At 43.4% G+C, this 18,817-nt stretch carries 16 protein-coding genes; 9 read left to right on the top strand and 7 right to left on the bottom strand.

Going from position 1 to position 18,817, the window contains the following annotated elements; translation table 11 throughout:
- Window positions 1–42 precede the first annotated feature (42 nt).
- The gene (locus H9653_RS02745; protein ID WP_191690294.1) at window positions 43–1,416 is read left to right on the top strand and encodes a dicarboxylate/amino acid:cation symporter; all 1,374 of its coding nucleotides are present in this window, start codon (window positions 43–45) and stop codon (window positions 1,414–1,416) included.
- A gap of 209 nt (window positions 1,417–1,625) precedes the next feature.
- On the opposite strand, the gene H9653_RS02740 is transcribed toward H9653_RS02745, so the two are convergent.
- On the bottom strand, window positions 1,626–2,381 hold the full coding sequence (locus H9653_RS02740) for a TSUP family transporter (RefSeq protein ID WP_068403565.1): 756 nt from the start codon (window positions 2,379–2,381) through the stop codon (window positions 1,626–1,628).
- 422 nt (window positions 2,382–2,803) lie between these two features.
- Here H9653_RS02740 and nhaA point away from each other — a divergent pair, with 422 nt between their 5' ends.
- Complete coding sequence (gene nhaA, locus H9653_RS02735; RefSeq protein ID WP_191690292.1) at window positions 2,804–4,006, top strand: Na+/H+ antiporter NhaA; 1,203 nt, start codon at window positions 2,804–2,806, stop codon at window positions 4,004–4,006.
- A gap of 103 nt (window positions 4,007–4,109) precedes the next feature.
- Window positions 4,110–5,495: an oxygenase MpaB family protein gene (locus tag H9653_RS02730; protein ID WP_191690290.1), complete on the top strand. Its 1,386-nt coding sequence runs from the start codon at window positions 4,110–4,112 to the stop codon at window positions 5,493–5,495.
- Between the two features lie 256 nt (window positions 5,496–5,751).
- On the opposite strand, the gene H9653_RS02725 is transcribed toward H9653_RS02730, so the two are convergent.
- Window positions 5,752–6,489 carry an NUDIX hydrolase gene (locus H9653_RS02725; protein WP_191690288.1) on the bottom strand — a complete coding sequence of 246 codons (738 nt, stop codon included), beginning with the start codon at window positions 6,487–6,489 and terminating at the stop codon, window positions 5,752–5,754.
- 122 nt (window positions 6,490–6,611) lie between these two features.
- Between H9653_RS02725 and H9653_RS02720 the strand changes: the two genes are divergently transcribed.
- Window positions 6,612–7,127, top strand: coding sequence for an HPP family protein (locus H9653_RS02720; protein ID WP_227514902.1), 516 nt, complete (start codon window positions 6,612–6,614; stop codon window positions 7,125–7,127).
- 359 nt (window positions 7,128–7,486) lie between these two features.
- Complete coding sequence (locus H9653_RS02715; protein WP_144297815.1) at window positions 7,487–8,050, top strand: NUDIX hydrolase; 564 nt, start codon at window positions 7,487–7,489, stop codon at window positions 8,048–8,050.
- 121 nt (window positions 8,051–8,171) lie between these two features.
- Here the strand turns inward: H9653_RS02715 and H9653_RS02710 are convergent, their stop codons facing one another.
- Window positions 8,172–11,237 carry an insulinase family protein gene (locus tag H9653_RS02710; protein ID WP_191690286.1) on the bottom strand — a complete coding sequence of 1,022 codons (3,066 nt, stop codon included), beginning with the start codon at window positions 11,235–11,237 and terminating at the stop codon, window positions 8,172–8,174.
- A gap of 392 nt (window positions 11,238–11,629) precedes the next feature.
- On the opposite strand from H9653_RS02710, the gene H9653_RS02705 reads away from it, so the two are divergent.
- Window positions 11,630–12,091 carry a universal stress protein gene (locus H9653_RS02705; protein WP_068403584.1) on the top strand — a complete coding sequence of 154 codons (462 nt, stop codon included), beginning with the start codon at window positions 11,630–11,632 and terminating at the stop codon, window positions 12,089–12,091.
- 152 nt (window positions 12,092–12,243) lie between these two features.
- Here H9653_RS02705 and H9653_RS02700 read toward each other — a convergent pair whose 3' ends face one another.
- On the bottom strand, window positions 12,244–13,176 hold the full coding sequence (locus tag H9653_RS02700; RefSeq protein ID WP_068403587.1) for a LysR substrate-binding domain-containing protein: 933 nt from the start codon (window positions 13,174–13,176) through the stop codon (window positions 12,244–12,246).
- Between the two features lie 201 nt (window positions 13,177–13,377).
- Here H9653_RS02700 and H9653_RS02695 point away from each other — a divergent pair, with 201 nt between their 5' ends.
- Window positions 13,378–14,460 (top strand): YeiH family protein, encoded by a 1,083-nt coding sequence (locus H9653_RS02695; RefSeq protein WP_191690284.1) that lies wholly within the window; start codon window positions 13,378–13,380, stop codon window positions 14,458–14,460.
- Between the two features lie 197 nt (window positions 14,461–14,657).
- Here H9653_RS02695 and cspE read toward each other — a convergent pair whose 3' ends face one another.
- On the bottom strand, window positions 14,658–14,867 hold the full coding sequence (gene cspE, locus H9653_RS02690; RefSeq protein ID WP_068403593.1) for a transcription antiterminator/RNA stability regulator CspE: 210 nt from the start codon (window positions 14,865–14,867) through the stop codon (window positions 14,658–14,660).
- A 281-nt stretch (window positions 14,868–15,148) separates the two neighbouring features.
- Window positions 15,149–15,574: a YbaN family protein gene (locus H9653_RS02685; RefSeq protein WP_191690282.1), complete on the bottom strand. Its 426-nt coding sequence runs from the start codon at window positions 15,572–15,574 to the stop codon at window positions 15,149–15,151.
- Between the two features lie 718 nt (window positions 15,575–16,292).
- Between H9653_RS02685 and H9653_RS02680 the strand changes: the two genes are divergently transcribed.
- Entirely contained in the window at window positions 16,293–17,189 is an 897-nt protein-coding gene (locus tag H9653_RS02680; protein ID WP_191690280.1) for an ABC transporter substrate-binding protein, read from the top strand.
- A gap of 70 nt (window positions 17,190–17,259) precedes the next feature.
- Here the strand turns inward: H9653_RS02680 and H9653_RS12595 are convergent, their stop codons facing one another.
- Window positions 17,260–17,388: a hypothetical protein gene (locus H9653_RS12595; protein ID WP_263612362.1), complete on the bottom strand. Its 129-nt coding sequence runs from the start codon at window positions 17,386–17,388 to the stop codon at window positions 17,260–17,262.
- Window positions 17,389–17,690: 302 nt separating this feature from the next.
- Here H9653_RS12595 and H9653_RS02675 point away from each other — a divergent pair, with 302 nt between their 5' ends.
- Window positions 17,691–18,656 (top strand): DUF1311 domain-containing protein, encoded by a 966-nt coding sequence (locus H9653_RS02675; protein WP_191690278.1) that lies wholly within the window; start codon window positions 17,691–17,693, stop codon window positions 18,654–18,656.
- Window positions 18,657–18,817 lie beyond the last annotated feature (161 nt).

The raw sequence follows: 18,817 nt of genomic DNA, 5'->3' as shown, positions 1-18,817 counted from the left end.
CGTATTTATGGCTGCGCGTTACGGCAACCAAGGACAGTAGTTATGTGGAAGAATATGGGATTAACGGGCAAGATTATTGTTGCCATGGTGCTGGGTATCATACTGGGTTTATTTATCAACTACTCAGGATTAAATACCGAAGGCAGCTTTGTTAGTGACTATGTGACCAATGGCTTATTTGCCATTATCGGTAAGTTGTTTGTTAACTCGCTAAAAATGCTTGTTGTGCCTTTGGTACTGATTTCGCTTATTTGTGGGGTTTGCGGCATCGGTGATATTCGCTTGCTTGGTCGTATCGGCACCAAGACCTTTTTTATCTATATGATGACAACAGCGCTGGCTATTGCGACGGCGATTGGTCTTGGGGTTTTGTTTGGCATCGGTAAAGGCATGGATATCGAGACGGAAGCGGCATTTGAAGCGCAGTCAGCACCGCCTCTGCTCGATGTATTCTCCAATATTATCCCATCTAACCCCATCAGCGCGATGGCAAATGGCGATATGTTATCGATTATTTTCTTTGCTATCTTAATCGGAATCAGTATCTTGATGGTTGGTAAGCCTGCCAAAGGCTTGGTGCAAAGCTTGGAGCTTATTAACGAAGTCATCTTAAAAATGGTGACCATCATTATGAACCTCGCCCCTTATGGTGTGTTTGCGCTATTAGCAAAAGCCATGTCAGAGCTTGGCTTAGACCTTATCTGGTCGCTGCTTGGTTACGTTGCGGTATTGATTGGCTCGCTTGCTTTCCATTTCTTTGTGACCATGATGATTGTCTTGAAGATTGCTTCAGGCCTCTCGGTGCGAACTTTTTTAACAAAAATGCGCGAAGTACAGATTTTTGCGTTTAGTACCTCAAGCTCAAATGCGACGATTCCGATTACCTTGCGTACCGTTACCAAACGCATGGGGGTCAATAACTCTGTTGCGTCGTTCACGGTACCATTTGGTGCGACCATCAACATGGATGGCACCGCCATCATGCAGGGAACCGCGACCATTTTTATTGCCAATATTTACGGTATTGATTTGGGTGTGACCGACTATCTAGTCGTTATTCTGATGTCCGTGCTCGCCTCTGTCGGTACGGCAGGCGTTCCAGGTGTTGGTTTAATTATGCTATCGATGGTATTTGCGCAAGTAGGCTTACCGATTGAAGGCATTGGTCTTATCTTAGGGGTTGACCGTATCCTTGATATGTTACGTACCGCCGTCAACGTCAGTGGCGATGCCGCTGTGACCGCTATCGTCGCGAAATCAGAAGGCAAGATGGATTTGGCCATTTATAACGACCCTGATGCGGGTACAAAAGACGTATTCGATGGTCATATCGATGAAAACAGCGAGCGCGAATTCTCTGAAGTCTTTAGCGATGGCATTATGGGCAGTGAATACGACGATATTAAACGTGGTTAGGTCAAGCATGGCTGGCGGGTAATATCAATTAGTCACTTATAAAAATGCATAATAAAAACCTCAGCCAAATGTGGACTGAGGTTTTTTTCTGTCTTGAGTAAGGGTTTGGAAATTGATATATAGACGAAATAACTTAAGACCGTGACGATACTGCTGGAATAAAGCTTTTTTAACTTATAAAGACTATCTTAACCTCAAAATAACTATCGTTAACCAAGCACATATTTGGTTAGCATTGCCAAACAAACCAACACAATCATCGGACGAATAAGTTTACTGCCGCCTTTAACGACCATATGCGAGCCAAAATAAGCGCCAATCGTCTGCCCAACCATCATTGCCAGTCCCACTTTCCACAGCACATTACCGCCCAAGATAAAGAAAATAAGCGAGCCGATATTGGTAGATAAATTGAGCACTTTTGCTGCGCCCGTTGCTTCGATAATTTGGCGACCACGCAGCGCCACATTTCCTAAAGCAAAAAACATCCCCGTACCCGGTCCCATATAACCATCATAAAACCCAATTAAGGGCGCCACTACTTTTTGCCACGTGCCTTCTGAGATACGTGGTGCGGCTTCCACTTCACCTAGCCTTGGGGCAAATAAAGTATAAATACCAATCGCCGCAATCAAAAACGGAATCAGTTTTTCTAACAAATCAGGCGGCGACAACTGTACGGCAATCGTCCCAATAACCGAACCAAGAAAAGCGGCGATGATCGCAAATTTGATACTTTTAGGCTTGATAACACCTTTTTTAATCATGGTAATAGACGCCGCGAGCGCACCTGATGCCGCTTGCAACTTATTGGTGCCCAAGGTTAGCACGGGCGGGATATTGGCAAGTAGCATGGCAGGAATGGTCAATAAACCGCCACCGCCCGCGATAGCATCGATAAAACCTGCCAGCGCCGCAACCGCCGCCAGCATTAAAATAATCTCGATAGAGAGTGATATGTCCATGACACTAACCTTGAAAATTTGGGGTATAAAAAAGCAAACGCAACGTTAAGATTTGTGTAAAGGCGCTCATTATAAAGATAAAACCGTAAAAAAAACCAAAAACCTAGCAAAGTCTGCTAGATTTGTTATATCGACTGTCTTATCGATATATCCTTTGATAATCGTTGAGTCTTCAAGGAAGAAGCATAAAACCGTTAACGTATTTAATTGTTTATATGAATAAAATTGTGAGAAACTAGAGACACCTATTTGTTATATCAATCTATGTCACTATTATCTATGTCATTATTAATGGTGGTCTATCGCTTAACTATGCTGAGTAGCCCTGAGTTAACTGAAGCTAAGCTAAGCAAACCAAATAACAGTAGGTACTTGAAGTTCTTGAATGATTTAGCACGTTTTATTTAGTTAATGAGGATAATATGGCAATACAAAGAATCAAAGCGTTTTTCAACCTCGAGGCGTCAGGCGGCATTGTCTTAGCGCTGGCAGCTATCGCGGCAATGATTATTGCCAATACCCCTCTGAATACTTGGTATGAATCCTTTATTCATGCCCCCGTTGTCATTCAAATCGGCAGCTTTGCGATTGCAAAAGACGCCCATCATTGGATCAACGATGGTCTGATGGCCGTGTTCTTTTTCTTAGTCGGTCTTGAGCTCAAGCGTGAAGTACTCATCGGCGAGCTCTCGAACGTCAAACAAATTATCTTACCAGCTGGCGCGGCATTGGGCGGCATGATTATGCCTGCTATTGTCTACTTGCTTTTTAACTATAATGAGCCTGAGTTTTGGAAAGGTTGGGCAATTCCGGCGGCGACCGACATTGCCTTTGCCCTTGGTATTTTAAGCCTACTTGGCAATCGTGTACCAAACTCACTCAAAGTCTTTTTGGTATCCATCGCTATTTTTGATGATATTGGTGCTATTTTAATCATCGCTTTATTTTATACCAGCGACTTATCACTTGGTTCATTGGCTATCGCCGCTTTATGTTTACCGTTCTTATATCTACTCAATCGCCGTAACGTCACCAGCATTACCCCTTACATATTAATCGGGGTGATTATGTGGATTGCCGTGCTCAAATCCGGCATTCACGCGACCTTAGCTGGGGTGGTACTGGCATTATTTATTCCACTATTTGACCGTACGGATCCTGAACACTCGCCGCTTGAAGAACTTGAGCACGATTTGCAAAATACCGTGTCTTACGGCATTCTGCCTTTATTTGCCTTTGCCAATGCCGGTATCTCGCTTAAGGGCGCAGGCTTTGCAGAGCTATTTCATTCCGTGCCATTGGGTATTGCCGCCGGACTGTTTATCGGTAAGCAAGTAGGCGTCATGCTGATGTGCTGGTTGATTTTCAAACTGGGTATTTCTACTATGCCAAAGGGCATGAACTTTAAGCAAATCTACGGCGCAGCGTTACTTTGCGGCGTTGGCTTTACCATGAGTTTGTTTATCGGCGGCCTTGCTTTCGGTGGCGCAACACCATTATTTGATGAGCGCCTAGGTATCATTATGGGTTCAATCGTATCTGGTATCGCAGGTTACTTGATGCTAAAAGCCACCTTAAAAGAAGAGGTCAGCAATACCTCGGTGGACTTAACCCATCATTCTTAAGCACTCATTAAGCGTGAGCGACTTATAGCTATCACGCTAAATAAGTCGCTTAATGCGCTTAAGATGAGTGGATAAAAGCAGACGATATAAAGTAGCTAATCATATGGGTCCCATCGATATCGCTAAAGAAAATGCCAAAGCCAATAGCGCCAGCGCTCGGCAAAAAGCTGACCCTAACCCGGCAATTCATGCTTACCAGCGCCATGGACGCACGACGGCGATTGACGACCATAGCGACCTACAAGTCTTAAAGCGTATTAAGCGTTATTTATTGCCAAAAGACTTTGTTATCTCGCAAGAGTTATTGCAGGAAATGGTTGCCGGCTACGATATTGGTGATTCACTAGCCGATGCGTTGGCCGCTGACGGTATTCGTTTTACCAAACCCTTGCAGCAATTTATCATTAACGATAGTAATGGTGGCAGTGACAGTAACTTCGATGCTACCCTTTTAAGCAACCCTGCATTTAATACCTTAACCGAGCAATTTAGCAGCCATCCTGCTTGGTTTGACCCCAAGCTTGCACAAATCGGTGCGGTTGCTTACCGACGTTATCCATTGATGCTCATTTGGCTGTTGCGCAATGTCGCGCTAATGGCCGGCTATAGTATTCCCGCCCTCTCCCTGCCGCTCATTCAAACGGGCGCCTTAATGCACGACGCCCTACCGCGCTTGATGCGTACTTATGCCTATATTCTAGCCGTCTCTGAACACCCACAACTAAATTCTAGCTCTTATAATAACCGTCAACCGATTAAGCAGGTATTGGCAATTGGCTCAGAAGGCTGGCGGCAGTCTATCAAGGTGCGGCAAATTCACACGACGGTGCGGCAAAACTTGCTCAGAGGTAAAGGCAATGCCGCTAAAGGTGTCATACCCGATGCCGACCAACACCACAATGTAGATGGCAGCTGGAACACCGACTATTGGGGTATTCCTATCAATCAAACCGATATGATTGCTACCCATTTGCAGTTTTCATTATTGATTATGCGTGGGCTACGGCTGCTTGGTGCCCGTATCAGCGGCGAGGAAGCCGAAGGTATCTTACATCTATGGAATCTTGCCAGCTATTGGATGGGCGTTGATTTACAGCGCTTACCGAAGGATGAAGCCGCTTGTTGGGAATGGCTTTATACCTATTTATCAGTTCAGCAACTTGATTTTAAAATGGGTCAGCCACTGGCAAAAGCCCTGCACGATTTACCGCGTCAGCTGATGGGCGAAGACAATCGACGGGGGCGTTTCGTTGAGATGGTCAATGCTAGCGTGACCCGTACTTTGGTCGGCGATGATATCGGCGATGGGCTGGATTTGCCAAAATCAAAAATCCGCTTTGGCGTCTTATCGTCAGTGCCGATTCTCTTTGCGCTCGATACGGCACGCCAACACAATCAAAGTGTGGCTGAAAAATTAGAAGCCTTCCGTGCTAAACGCCAAGATAATATGAATTGGTGGTTAAAGAAAAATGACGATTATTATAAATAACTTGTGCTAATTACAGATACTCTAAGAAGAATAATCACTCAGTATTAGATAAAACCAATAACGAATAATATTATGCAAATCTATAACCATAACCAGAGGGCATAAGTCGAATATTATTAGTAGTAAATAGAATATATCAAGCCATTATCAACCGCCTCTACAATAACTATAATAAATCCGCAAAAGACGCGCTTGGTTTGATTAGAAAATGGTTTTATTGTAAACAATTCAATGGCTAATTCCACCGCTATAAGGGTTAATTACGCGTATCTTGAATGCGGTAATACCACTCAAGCTGCCGATCAAAGCCCGTCTCTAGCAAGCTGGCGATGACGCGTCCTGTCAGACCCCATATTGTTTCGCCATCTACTTGCCAGCTTGGCGTGAGGATGGTCGCAGTCTGATCTTGCATCGTATACTCTATCGCATACTCAACGGTAGGCTGCGTCAGCAAGGTTTCAAAATCTGCCCAAAAAATACGCGAGATTTCATCAAGCTCCGGCACTAACAATAAATCTGGCGCAATTAGCGCCACAATAGGACGCACACTCATGCCACTTTTAGAGGTTTGAATCGGTAATTGACCAAGTAGCTGCACTTTATTGGGTGGTAGCGCGGTCTCTTCGCAGGCTTCACGCAAGGCGGTGATGACATTATTACCGTCACCGGCGTCATGTTTACCGCCTACGCAAGACACTTCGCCAGCATGACTGTTCATATGCGCAGCGCGGCGCGTCAGTAGCAGCTTTGGATGGCGCTCATGAGTGATGGCAACCAATACCGAGGCATCAGCAATCGGTGTCTGATACAGACTCTCTAAAATACGCTCGCTAAGAGAAGTATGAGAGCTATGGTATAACGCAGGATTGGTGACCGCATTTAAGGTCTCATGCTGCACGCGTTCCGCAAGTTTTCTAATAGTGGGATAGCGAATAAAGTCTGGCACAGCGACGGAAAATTCATCGAAATGGACAGACTGCGGGGGGAGTAACATTATTATTGCCCTATGTTTTTATCAGTATCAAGCATCAATGCCGTTCAACATAAATAACCATTAAATAAGATGCTGATTACGCAAGTAAGCACTTTAAGATTACATGTTTTTAGGAAATATTTGTGGATAAGATTTTTTCATTAAATAAAATGCAGGGCAAAACCGATGATTGCCCGCAAAGATTGCCATTAATTATCATTGCCCTTGCTTGGGTTGGCGGTACTTTCGCCACCGCCATACTGGCGCTACTGGGCAGCTGGCAAAATGTCGCCATGATTTTGGGCTCATTTGGTGCCAGCTGTTTGCTTATTTTTGCGTATCCAGAGAGTCCATTTGCCCAGCCTAGAAACATCGTTGGCGGTCATCTTATCACCACTTTTACGGGGCTATCGTTCTTGACCTTGTTTGGTATCGAGTGGTGGAGCTTGTCGCTAGCGGTCGGTACAGCGATTGCGCTGATGCTATTGCTGCGCGTGCCGCATCCACCGGCAGGCTCTAATCCCTTAATCGTCATGCTCGGCGGCGTCAACTGGCATTTTTTAGTCACCCCTACGCTAATCGGTGCGCTAGCCTTGGTCGCAGTGGCGCTGATTTATAACAATATCGGTCGCGGTCGCCATTATCCGCGTTATTGGTAAATCCATCCTTCAAGGTAAAAAGTAAAGCGATCATTTATTATTTAACATCAGTCTAGTCTAGACTAGCTTAATCTAAAAGCGGCTGCATATACTTTATGTGACTGGACTGATGCGCAATCGCAGCGCTGACAATGACGCTTAAAAAGACTTCTTTCATAAACGTAAGCCTAGCTACCATCAGTTTAGCAAAAATGTGTGCTTTTTATTATCACTGCCAGTGCGATGGAAATTTGTGTTATCTTAGGCTTCATAGCTATGATGCCAGCTGACAAGCGAACGTCATAACATAAGAATTATAATTCTTACAACACCGATAACCTTTTTTCCATCTTTCGTTTATCTTATATAAGGCAGTTGATATGCGCTATTGTCTACAATGCGGCCATGAAGCAGAACGCAAAATACCAGCCACCGATAATATGCCGCGTTTGGTATGCCCAAACTGCAATTATATTCACTACGAAAATCCAAAAGTGATTTGTGGCTCACTGGTCGTACATAAAAATAGAGTGCTGCTATGCCGCCGTGCGATTGAGCCACAATATGGCTTATGGACGCTGCCAGCTGGCTTTATGGAAAACGGCGAAACCATGGCAGAGGGCGCGGCGCGAGAAAGCTTTGAAGAGGCGGAAGCAGTGGTTATCAACCCGCATTTATATTGCTTATATGATATCCCCGATATCGGGCAAATCTATAGCATTTATATCACCGAGTTAAAAGACGGCGCTTACGGTATTGGCTCTGAAAGTCTGGACTGCGCGTTATTTGCTGAAGAAGACATCCCGTGGGATAAGCTTGCCTTTGAAGCCGTGCGCCGTACCTTAAAAAGCTACTTTGCCGACCGCAAGGAGTTTGACGACCATAACGACTTTCCTATTCATCAAGATTTGATTGGCAAAGACCAAGCGATTAAGCGTTATTAATACAGCTTTTTAAAATACTTACTGGCAATAAAAACCGCCGCTTTCAATACAAACACTGAGAGCGGCGGTTTTTTTATACAGTCAATGATTTGCGATGACTGTTTTTGCGCTAAATTAACAACTAGCTTTTAATTTTACAAACGTTAAAACCTAACTCTTTTACGGCTTCTTCTTTATCATAGGGTGCTAATACGGCACGCACGTGTTTTTGTCCTTGCAGATATTGCTTAGCGACGCGCTGCAAGTCAGCAACCGTCACAGATAATATCGCCGCGCGCATTTTACGCTGCCAGTCGACGCCGCGATGATGCAGATTGGCAAAGCAGGCTTTTACCGCCTCTCCTGCTGGAGAGCCAGGTTTATCCATGCCTGAGATAATACCCAAAATCGCTTCTTCTAATTGCTCATCGGTTTGCTGCTCATTTAATAACCACTCGATACTGGCTTCAAAATGCGCAAAAGTTTCAGCGCACTGCGGATCGCGATAGCTAAAGAACTTAAAGGCACAAGCATTGGCATCGTAACCTGCACCGCCGCCATAAGCACCGCCGCGCTCACGAATGGCACTATGCAAGTAACCATTGCGCAGGTACGGCGCTAACACCATTAAGGCTGCCGTATCAGGATGGTCGGCGGCTGGTACAGTATAAGCGCTGGCATTATGATAAACGTTGGTCGGCACTAGCCACGCCAAATCGTCAGCAGTAACCTCTTCTAATTGAGCGCCATCATTCTTACCATTGAGCGCCGAGTCTAACTGTAAATCTGCAAACTCACTTGGAATGCTCGCTTCAATAGCCGTTTCAGTATTACTTAATTTTTCCGCAATTTGTGACGCTTTACTGTTTTTCCAGCTCTCAACAATTAAATTACTTAAACGTTCAGTTTGCTCGGCTTCACAGATAATGACGGCGTGTTTCGGCAAACTTATTATACGCTGATGTAAATCCATCAAACTGCTTGCCAATTTATCCCACTGCCTATCGTCACTACTGGCGTGGGTTAAGAAGTCTTTTAGCGCGTTCAATGCTGGCAGCCCGCTACGCACATATTCTAACTGCGCTTGACGGCTCATGCCGCGACTGGCGGTTTGCATAGCATACGAATGCCCAGAACCGGCAAGGTTTGATTGCCAACCAGCTGCGCGCTGCTGCAAAATCTCTTTAATACGGTTATGCTCGCTAAAGACGCTGTGCTCCATGACTTCTTTAAGCAAATCAATGGCTTCAGCCTTACGATTTAGCGCGCGTGTAGCGACGACGAAGTAGCTGCTAATCGCTTGGCTATCATCGATATTGGTACGCTGGCTGATACGCGCCGTCACTCCTGATGAATGCGCCGCTTGCTTGGCCTGCATTTCATGAGCGCTTAGCGAGTCCGTGCCCAGTTCTGACAATAAGCTTAAATAGATCGGCAATAGCGGATGATTGATGACTTCATTAACCGGTAGCTCGCTGGTGTCTTGATTACCAATCGCATCGGTCAATGGCACTATCACTTGGTAATAATACAAGCCATTAGTGCCCGCTTCATATTCAAATAAGGTGCTGTCTTGCCCGCTTAAATTTACTTGTTTTTGCGTGCCTTGTTTAAAGCTGATATCGGTTGGCACGTCTTCTAGACCAACTTTTGGCAATAAGCTTAAATCATCAGGCGCAGCTTGGCGCGCTGCCAAATCAAGCGCTTGCTGTTTTAAGATAGCTTTATCATCAGCGGTCAAATCCATCGCAATGGTATCAAGACGGGTTTGCTCAGCGGCTGCCAAACGGGCAGTTTTTTCGCTATCAGGCGTCAACGTGACACGGACACGATGCTGATTATCGAGCAAATGGGTCTTTATTAAATTCGGTAACCACTGTTCGTCTTTGACTTGCTCACGCAGCCATTGCAAGTGCTCATCAACTTCCCACACATCGATAGGGTTGCCATCATGAATCGCCGTGCTAAAGCCCTCTAACATAAGGTTTAAACCATACGGCATGCTATCACCGCCGATATGGCGCTGATCAATCTCGATTTGGTGCAAAATGGTTTCGATGGTTTCATCATCAATCGGATTGCTCGCGACCTCTTTAAGTAAATCAAGAATGCCCTGCTCTACCGCTTCGGCATGCTCAGGGTTTGAACCGCGTAGACCGGTATAGAATACCATTTCATAATGACTGTCATCGAGACCCAATAGCGGACTCGGCGCTTTACCGAGTGGATGGCTGTCCAAATACGCACGCAGGGGCGAACCAGCATGCTCAACCAACACGCCTTCTAATAGACGCAGTGCCAAACGCTGCTTTGGATCAGTAATCGATGGCAATAACCACGCCACCACATGATGCGTTTGGTCAGGACCGGCTTCATCAGCAGTATAAGTATCGACCGCACTAATCGGTCCAGACAAACGCTGCTCTGGACGCGAGACGTGTTTTTTGCCCGCTTCAAATTGAATCAAGGCATCTTCATGGATTTTCGCTTGCGTTTCAGCAACCGGAATATTACCAAAGCTCATAATCACGCTGTTTGATGGGTGATAATGGCTTTGATGAAATTCAACCAGCTCATGATGGGTCAAATCAGGAATATCAGCAGGATCGCCGCCCGAATTGTAATGATAGGTCGTCGTTGGGAACAAATGATGGGCGACCGTATGATAAAGCTGGTCAATCTCGCCACTCATTGCGCCTTTCATCTCATTGAAAACAATACCTTTAAACTGCGGCTTATCATTTTCATCTAATTCTACGCGAATACCTTCTTGGGCAAAATCCAGCGGATGAATATTGGGGAAAAACGACGCATCAAGATAAACAGCCAGTAAGTTAAAGTAGTCGTTTTTATTTTGGGTCGCGTACGGATACGCCGTCCAATCGGCGGCGGTCATGGCATTCATAAAGGTGTTTAATGAGCGTTTAATCATCGAAAAGAACGGGTCGCGAACAGGGAATTTCTCAGAGCCACACAAAGCCACGTGCTCTAAAATATGCGCCTCACCTTTTGAGTCCATTGGCTGGGTACGAAAGCCGACCAAAAAGGCATTTTCATCGCTTGGATGCGCCAAATGGTAATGCATGGCGCCTGTCTTGACGTGCTGGCTTATCAATACGTCCATCGACAATGCATCGATATGACGGTGCTCAAGCAGCTCAAACGCTGGATGTAGGGTTAAATCAGCGGTAAATGGCGTGTCAGTCATAGTTGTCCTTATAGAGTAACCTGATAGCTTCTTCGTTAAGCGCTCATGTGGCCGTTAAATGATAAAGCAGCTCAGGATAAACAATCAAAAATGGAAAGGTTTATATTTATAAAATTGATTGGTCTAAAATTAATAGCGTTGTAAAAGTTATAAAAATAGCAGTGTTATAAAAATATAGGTAATCTTTAAATAGAATGGCAATTATCAGCTAAAAAGGATTTGCCTAACGAAACTAGATGGGGCTTAGGGCTTGATAAGTCAAGATAGCGCTAGGAGAAAAATAATAACGCTTCAACAATACATCATAAAGATAGTGTGGATTTAACAAAGCATACTTAACAGCAGTCAGTAGTAGTGCTATAGTTGAAATCATCTGTCAAAAGGAGCAGCTCATGAGTTACGAACATATTTTATTGGTCACCGACTTGATGTCCGACGCTGATGTGGTCGCCCAAAAGGCCAAACGTATCGTCGAGAATCGTCCGAACGCCAAATTATCGGTATTACATATCGTCAAAGATACCATGGTCGGCTTTGGCTATGAGCTGGTGCCTGCCTCAAGCTTATACGATGAAATCGATGATGAACGCTGCCAAGAAGCGCGCGCCAAACTGGCTCAGTTTTTGGAGCGTAATGACTTACACGCGGTCAACTCTGAAGTAACAACCGCTATCTCTAACAGTGAGGGTATCGTCAATTATTGCCATAAGCATGACGTTGATTTATTGGTCATCGGTCGGCATGAGCGCCACGGTATCTCGGCTTGGCTTAGTGGCGCGACGGCAGATAATATCTTGCCAAACGTCCCATGCGACAGCTTAGTGGTGCGACTCGATAAACCTGTTAATAAATAACGCTAAGAACAGACTTAACATAATTCCCAAGTTATTAAAAAAGCTCATTGAGAAAAGCGCACTGTGTGACAGTGCGCTGTTTTATTATCCATCAAAATAGTAGGGACTCTATCCAATGCCTCTATCCAATGCCTCTATGTTTACTACTAAAATCAATCTTCTGTCAAAATATCAATAAAACTCTGCCAAATGGGGCTTTGATGACGCGCTTTATGCCACACCAGCCACCACGTGCGCGCTAAATCAATACCTGCTACTTTCACCTGCACCAGCTCTGCTTTATCCAATTCTGCTTGAATGACATACTGCGATAAGCAGCCAAGCCCAATATCGGCGCTGACCATATGCTTAATGGCTTCTGACTGCTGAATTGCCATGACAATCTCGGCATGCGGTAGATGCTGCAATAACTGCTCATCGATAATCTGCCGCGTCCCCGAACCCGCCTCTCGTACCAGTAATGGCAGCCTTGCCAATCGTTCCACGCTGAGCTCATAGCATTTTTCTTTATGGTTATAGTCCATGTTTGCCAGCCATTTACTATGAGATTTAGCAAATACCATCAAGGTATCGGTCCGCCAAGCGCGCTGCTCAATGACTTTCATATCTGTCGGGCGCGGCATACCTTCTACAAGCGCAATATCGATATTTAATTGCTCAACCTCGCCGACCACTTCTTGGGTATTGGCAATATACATATCGATATGGGCATCGGGTAGCGCTTCGTACAATTTGGCAAGCAGCGGTGGCAATACATAATTACCGATAGTCGTACTAGCACCAATATGAATCTGCCCTGCTTGATGCTTATGATAATGCTCAAGCGTTAAAGCTTGTCCCAAAATCGCTTGCGCCTGTATATAGATAGGATGGGCGTTTGGATGCTGATTAAGCCTGCGACCGACGCGCTCAAATAGCGGCATTTGTAACCGCGCCTCCAGCTCAGTGAGTGCACTGCTGACCGCTGACTGCGATAAATGCAGCTCTTCACTGGCACGGCTGGTACTGCCAGTTTGATAAATACTGACAAACACCGATAGCTGCTTAAGGGTAATCCTCGGTAGCAGCTGCATAACTTTTTTCATGATTGGATCACCTCTTTCATCGGCCTTTTATCTTTAACTAATTAGGACATGACCTAGCCTACAACAACTTACTAACCTAAAAAATCGATAGTTTATATCTTATTAATCTGTTTTTATTATAAATCGGTTTATCTTATACTGTCTATTCATAAGCTTATGCTTATTTCGATTATAGATGATAAAAAATAGGATGCGTACGATATGAACGCAGTAGCACAAACCATGAATAATTACTTCCCGCATAATCGTCATGCGATGGGACTTATTGTCGTGCTGATTGGGAGCTTGTTTTGTTTGTGGTTAAATGTCAGCCTAGACACATGGTCAAATGGACGCATTGTTGGTCTGTCATCGTTGACGCTAGCAATTTTACTTGGCATGGTACTTGGCAATACGATTTATCCAAATTTTTCTGATCAATTAAGTGCGGGTGTTGGTTTTGCTAAAGGTCAAATACTGCGCCTAGCCATTATATTTTATGGTTTTAAACTGACTTTAACCCAAGTCGCAAGCGTTGGTATGCCCGCCGTAATGACTGATGCATTGGTATTAACCTCAACGTTTTTACTTACCTATTGGCTCGGTACAAAGTGGCTTAAAGTCGATAAGCAAACGACCTTATTGATCGGCTCAGGGGCAAGTATTTGTGGCGCTGCAGCGGTAATTGCCGCAGAACCCGTGGTCAAAGCCGAAGCGCATAAAGTCACCATTGCCGTTGCCACCGTGGTGGTCTTTGGCACGATTGCCATGCTGCTCTATCCATTTTTATATCAACTTGGCTGGCTACAACCTTGGCTAAACGCTCAGCAATACGGCATTTATACTGGTTCAACCATTCATGAAGTCGCGCAAGTAGTGGTTGCTGGTAACGCTGTTAGCACTGAGGTTGGCAATACAGCGGTCGTGACCAAGATGATTCGCGTTATGATGCTGGCACCTTTCTTATTGATTTTATCGTTTGCCTTAACCAAGAGCAGTAACGATAATGGCGAAAAACCATCATTTATCAATCGCGTGCAACAAGTGAAAGTCCCTTGGTTTGCCTTTATCTTTATTTTGGTGGTGGTATTGCATACGTGGATACCGATGACGGCAAGCTTTGAGCAGAGTATGGTCATGCTTGATGATGTGTTATTGACGATGGCAATGTTTGCCCTTGGTTTGACCACGCATATGAGTGCCATTAAACAAGCTGGCGTCAAACCATTGATACTCGGTGCCATTATGTTTACTTGGTTAATTATCGGTGGCGGCTTGATCAATATTGGCATCGCTTCACTATAAAAAAGCTATTAACGCACCAATAAAACTAAAAATGCCGACGATTATTCCTATAATCGTCGGCATTGTTGTCCTAAGACTTTATTCAACACTTTACTATTTATTTATCAAAAGCAATAAACATAAATAATAGGCGAAAAAAAACGAACCCTAAGGCTCGTTTTTTTATTCATCTTGCTCTAGTTGTCTATAAAGACGAATTAGATAGCAACGATGTTATGTGCTTGTGGGCCTTTTTGGCCTTGAGTTACAGTGAACTCAACTTCTTGGCCTTCAGCCAAAGTTTTAAAACCTGAACCAGTGATTTCGCTGTAATGAGCAAAAACGTCTGCGCCATTTTCTGGAGCGATGAAACCAAAGCCTTTAGCTTCGTTGAACCACTTAACTGTACCTTTTTGAACGTCTGACATAGTCATAACCCTGATATTTAATTTATTTTTGGCCTAATTGGCCGATAACGCTTGCAAATAGCTACTGAACGATAAATATTAAAACGAAGGATTATAACTAATACTACGAGGTAATGATTTGGTGCAGAACTGCTCTTAAGCTTGGAAGTATTATAGGTGGCCTAGCGCAGTATCGCAAGCCTTATCTTATCTTTAGTGTAACAAAGCGCAATTATTGGCTATTTTTTGCACTTATTTGCTTTATTTTTAGATACTTAACAAAAATTTTAAGCATTTAACCGCTAAGTATAGGCATTTGGCAAACGAAATAAATATATAGCGACGCTACTACATACCGCTGCAACTAGCCACGCTACCCATAGCGTATCGGCTGGCAAGCGATAAAATAACATCGCCGTCGATATAGACATCATAATCGTGGCTAACCACTTGGCATATAGCGGAACAGCGCGGCGCTCTTCCCAATCGCGAACAAACTTACCAAAATACTTGTGATTAATCAGCCAAAAATGAAAGCGTCGTGAGCTTCGTGCCCAGCAACCTGCTGCTAATAAGATAAAAGGCGCGGTCGGCATCACGGGTAATAATGCGCCAATAATTCCCAAGACAAAAAATATCCAACCAAATATCAAAAATGCCCAACGCACCGCTGGGCTATTGTGTTGATTGGTCTTTGGGCGGTAGTAGAAGTGCTTTTTTTGGCTCATAAAGGATGTCGTTGGATAGTGGATATCGTTGGATAGTGTCAGATAATCAGGTTTTGGCCGGCAAATTTATGACAAAGACGGCGGCTTATAGAACTCACTAAGGATGCCGTATGAGGAGATATGCTACAAGACTATTTTTATGAGGGTTTTGCTATCAATCGGTATGTTTGGTTAGTGATTGGGTAAGTACCAATTACAGATAGTGCGCTCTTCTATTAACACGTCGATTGAAAGCGCCTATAAGATTGAAAGCGCTTATAAAAAGCCGTCACAAATGAGAACTGTTATAAAGGACGGTTAACGAGCGTCAGTCATCACCTTTCATTGTCATTCCTGATACGCTTGCATCACCGCTTACAAGTCGTCTATGATAATGCAGTAGCTATCGATAATAGTCATTAGCAGTACGGATTCATGAGCAGTACTGATCAAAAATAATGCAGCACCACTCAATCTTGTCGGGGTGCTTTGCTTTTAACCTTGTAACGATTGTTAAAACCATCGCTGAGAGACACCCGTGAACCTGAAGCAGTTAGCACTGACGTAGGAAACAAGCATGACAGACCCTAAGCAGTCTATGAATAAGAGAAACCTCTACCTGACGCGCTGATCTGATGGCGTATCTGACTTTGAGATTTTTCCTTTCTTGTTTTGCCTTTTTTGTTTTATTTAAACAGCATCAGTCTGATTGTTTTCTATCATTAAGAAGGAAACAACCATGCAGTCAACCACCAAACTTACTCTGACCCTCGAATGGTTTTTAAACCCTGATCACCTGCCCTTTATCGCGGGTGTGACCACAGGCGCATATGAGCAGGCAGGGCTAGATATCACTATCATTGAGCCTGATGACCATTATGATGGCTTTGCTGAATTGCAAAATCAAAGTATCGATCTGCATGTGAATGAGCCGATTCATCTGTTTGAGCATTATGCGCCTAATCTGCGTGCGCTTGGCTGTTTTTTTGAGACCGATGGCGGCATATTGATGCAGCAATCCAGTATGGATAAGCTCAAGAACAATCAGCCGATTCGCATTTGTACCCCGGCGGCTGAAGAAAAAACCAATCGCATTGGCTTTGAGATATTAGCGCGCTATGCTAAGAAAAACGGCTTTACTATCAGTCGTGACAATGTGAGCTTTGTACAAAAGGACTTTTATCATATAAAAAACTTGCAAGAAGACCCAAGCCTAGATGGTGCATGGCTATGCTTTTATAACTTTGAAGGGGTTGAGGCAACTCATGAAGGTTTAGACTTTACGTTTATTGACCAGCATCTGTCACCTTATCCGAATTTTTCGGCGTTAGAGATTCTCACGACGGATGAGATCTATAGTGCGAAAAAAGACGGGATAGATACCTTTATCCAAGTGACCAATCAGATGACAGAACACTGTAAAAGTGAGCCTGAGTCTGCGCGCCGCATGTATTATGACTATAGTAAAACTGACGCAGATGCTCTGATGGACAGCATCATTGATAATACGTTAGGCAGATTGATCACACCAATCACACCTAATGCAAATAAATGGCAAGCCCTACGCGAGATGCTAGCTGAAATCGATATCGTGACGTTGACTGATGAGCAGTATCAATCGCTTTGGGCGCTATAAGCGTTAAAATAGTTTGAGTAATAAAAAACCGCCATCGTGTTTGCTATGGCGGTTTTTTATTGCTTTTAAATTAAACTAATATAAATATGATATCAATCCCTATCGGACTTTGGCGAGTAAATTTAAGCGTGATAGGTGCGGTATCGTCAATAGCAAGGTTGCTTAATGGTGCGCGTTGTCCGACAGTAAGATGGTTCATGGTGCTTCCTTACGTTAGCGTGCTATTCCTTTAGAAATAATAGACTAATTGAGGGCACAAAAAAGCCGCTAAAGCATAAGCCATAACAATTTTTAAGGCAAACTCCAATCTAGTTATAACTAAAAAACTAAAATTACTTATTGAAGATAGAACTTTAGTTTGCCTTATTAAATGGCAATTAGCGAAAAATTCAGGCATAATTTTTATGTTTCTTAATTATGTATTAAAAGTAACTATTTATGACCCCAATAATTCTAAATTATTATTTAATTCGCTAATTCGCGATACATTACAGGTGATTTATGAGGTTAAAATTTGCGATTGTGCTTTCTATACCCTTCTTGATCGGTCTTAGTGCCTGTGATAAAGGTCTTAGTGCTATATCTAATAACAACACAAACTGTGGCGATGAAAGTTCTCTTCAATTAATTCAATCTTTGTTAGATGATAGCACTCAATCTTACGTTAAAAGGATCGCTTCCAATGAAGGTGTATCAACAGATAGTTCTGCTTTGAGAGCTAGTACTAGTCAAATTACTTATTCATTAGAAGATGTCCGTACTTCTAAAACTGATCCCAACAGCACAAAAGTCTTTTGTGTTGCAGCATTGTCTACAAATTTGGATACTGAAACAATTGATCGTGCTAATTTAGTTAATGAGTACTATGGAATATCAGAAGTTAATGAACAAGCTTTTCAACAGGATATTGACATGGATGGTAATGTTATAAACTATTCAATTGAATACTCTATACAACCTACTGATGATGGAAAAAATATTTATGGTCAATTACAAAATGGTTCAGAGCTTATCGATTTTATTAGTACGACAGTAGTCAGTGCTCTTCAGAAAAACAATGTACAAGCAATGAAGTCTCAAGAACAAAAGGATAATGCACAAAGAGCTATTGCTGAAAAACAGGCGATGGAAGCTGAAGCTTTATCAATCGCAGAGGCTGAAGCAAATGCGAGTATGGAAGCTGCGGAGGAGCTTGCCAATATTTCTTCTGAAAAAGCCAAAGCTAAGGCTACAATGGATTATAAACGTAATGAATTTAACGAATTATGGAGTTCAGCATCGACTGAGATTAGAGAGTCTTTGGCAGAAGGACAAAAGGAATGGGTAGCAGAACGTGACGAAATTTGTATCAACCGTGCTCAAGAGTCAGAAGTAGCTTGGCAAGAAGTTGTTCGTATGGAATGTATATCAGAGTTACTGGGTGACCGTTATTATCAAGTAAAAGAATATATCGATACATACAGTTGAGACAAATCTAATATCAGTAAAGTATTCATTGAAAAAAACCGCTACAGCATGAAATTGTAACGGTTTTTTCACTTCAGGCAAATTAGAAACTTAATTTTAGACACTAAGAGTGAGTAGTAAATTATTTGTAACTACTTCACAGATATTATTCAACTTTGCAT

The organism is Psychrobacter communis, assembly GCF_014836505.1.
GTDB lineage: Bacteria > Pseudomonadota > Gammaproteobacteria > Pseudomonadales > Moraxellaceae > Psychrobacter > Psychrobacter faecalis.
Note: the sequence above shows the minus strand (reverse complement) of the source record. Positions and strands in the feature narration are given on the sequence as shown.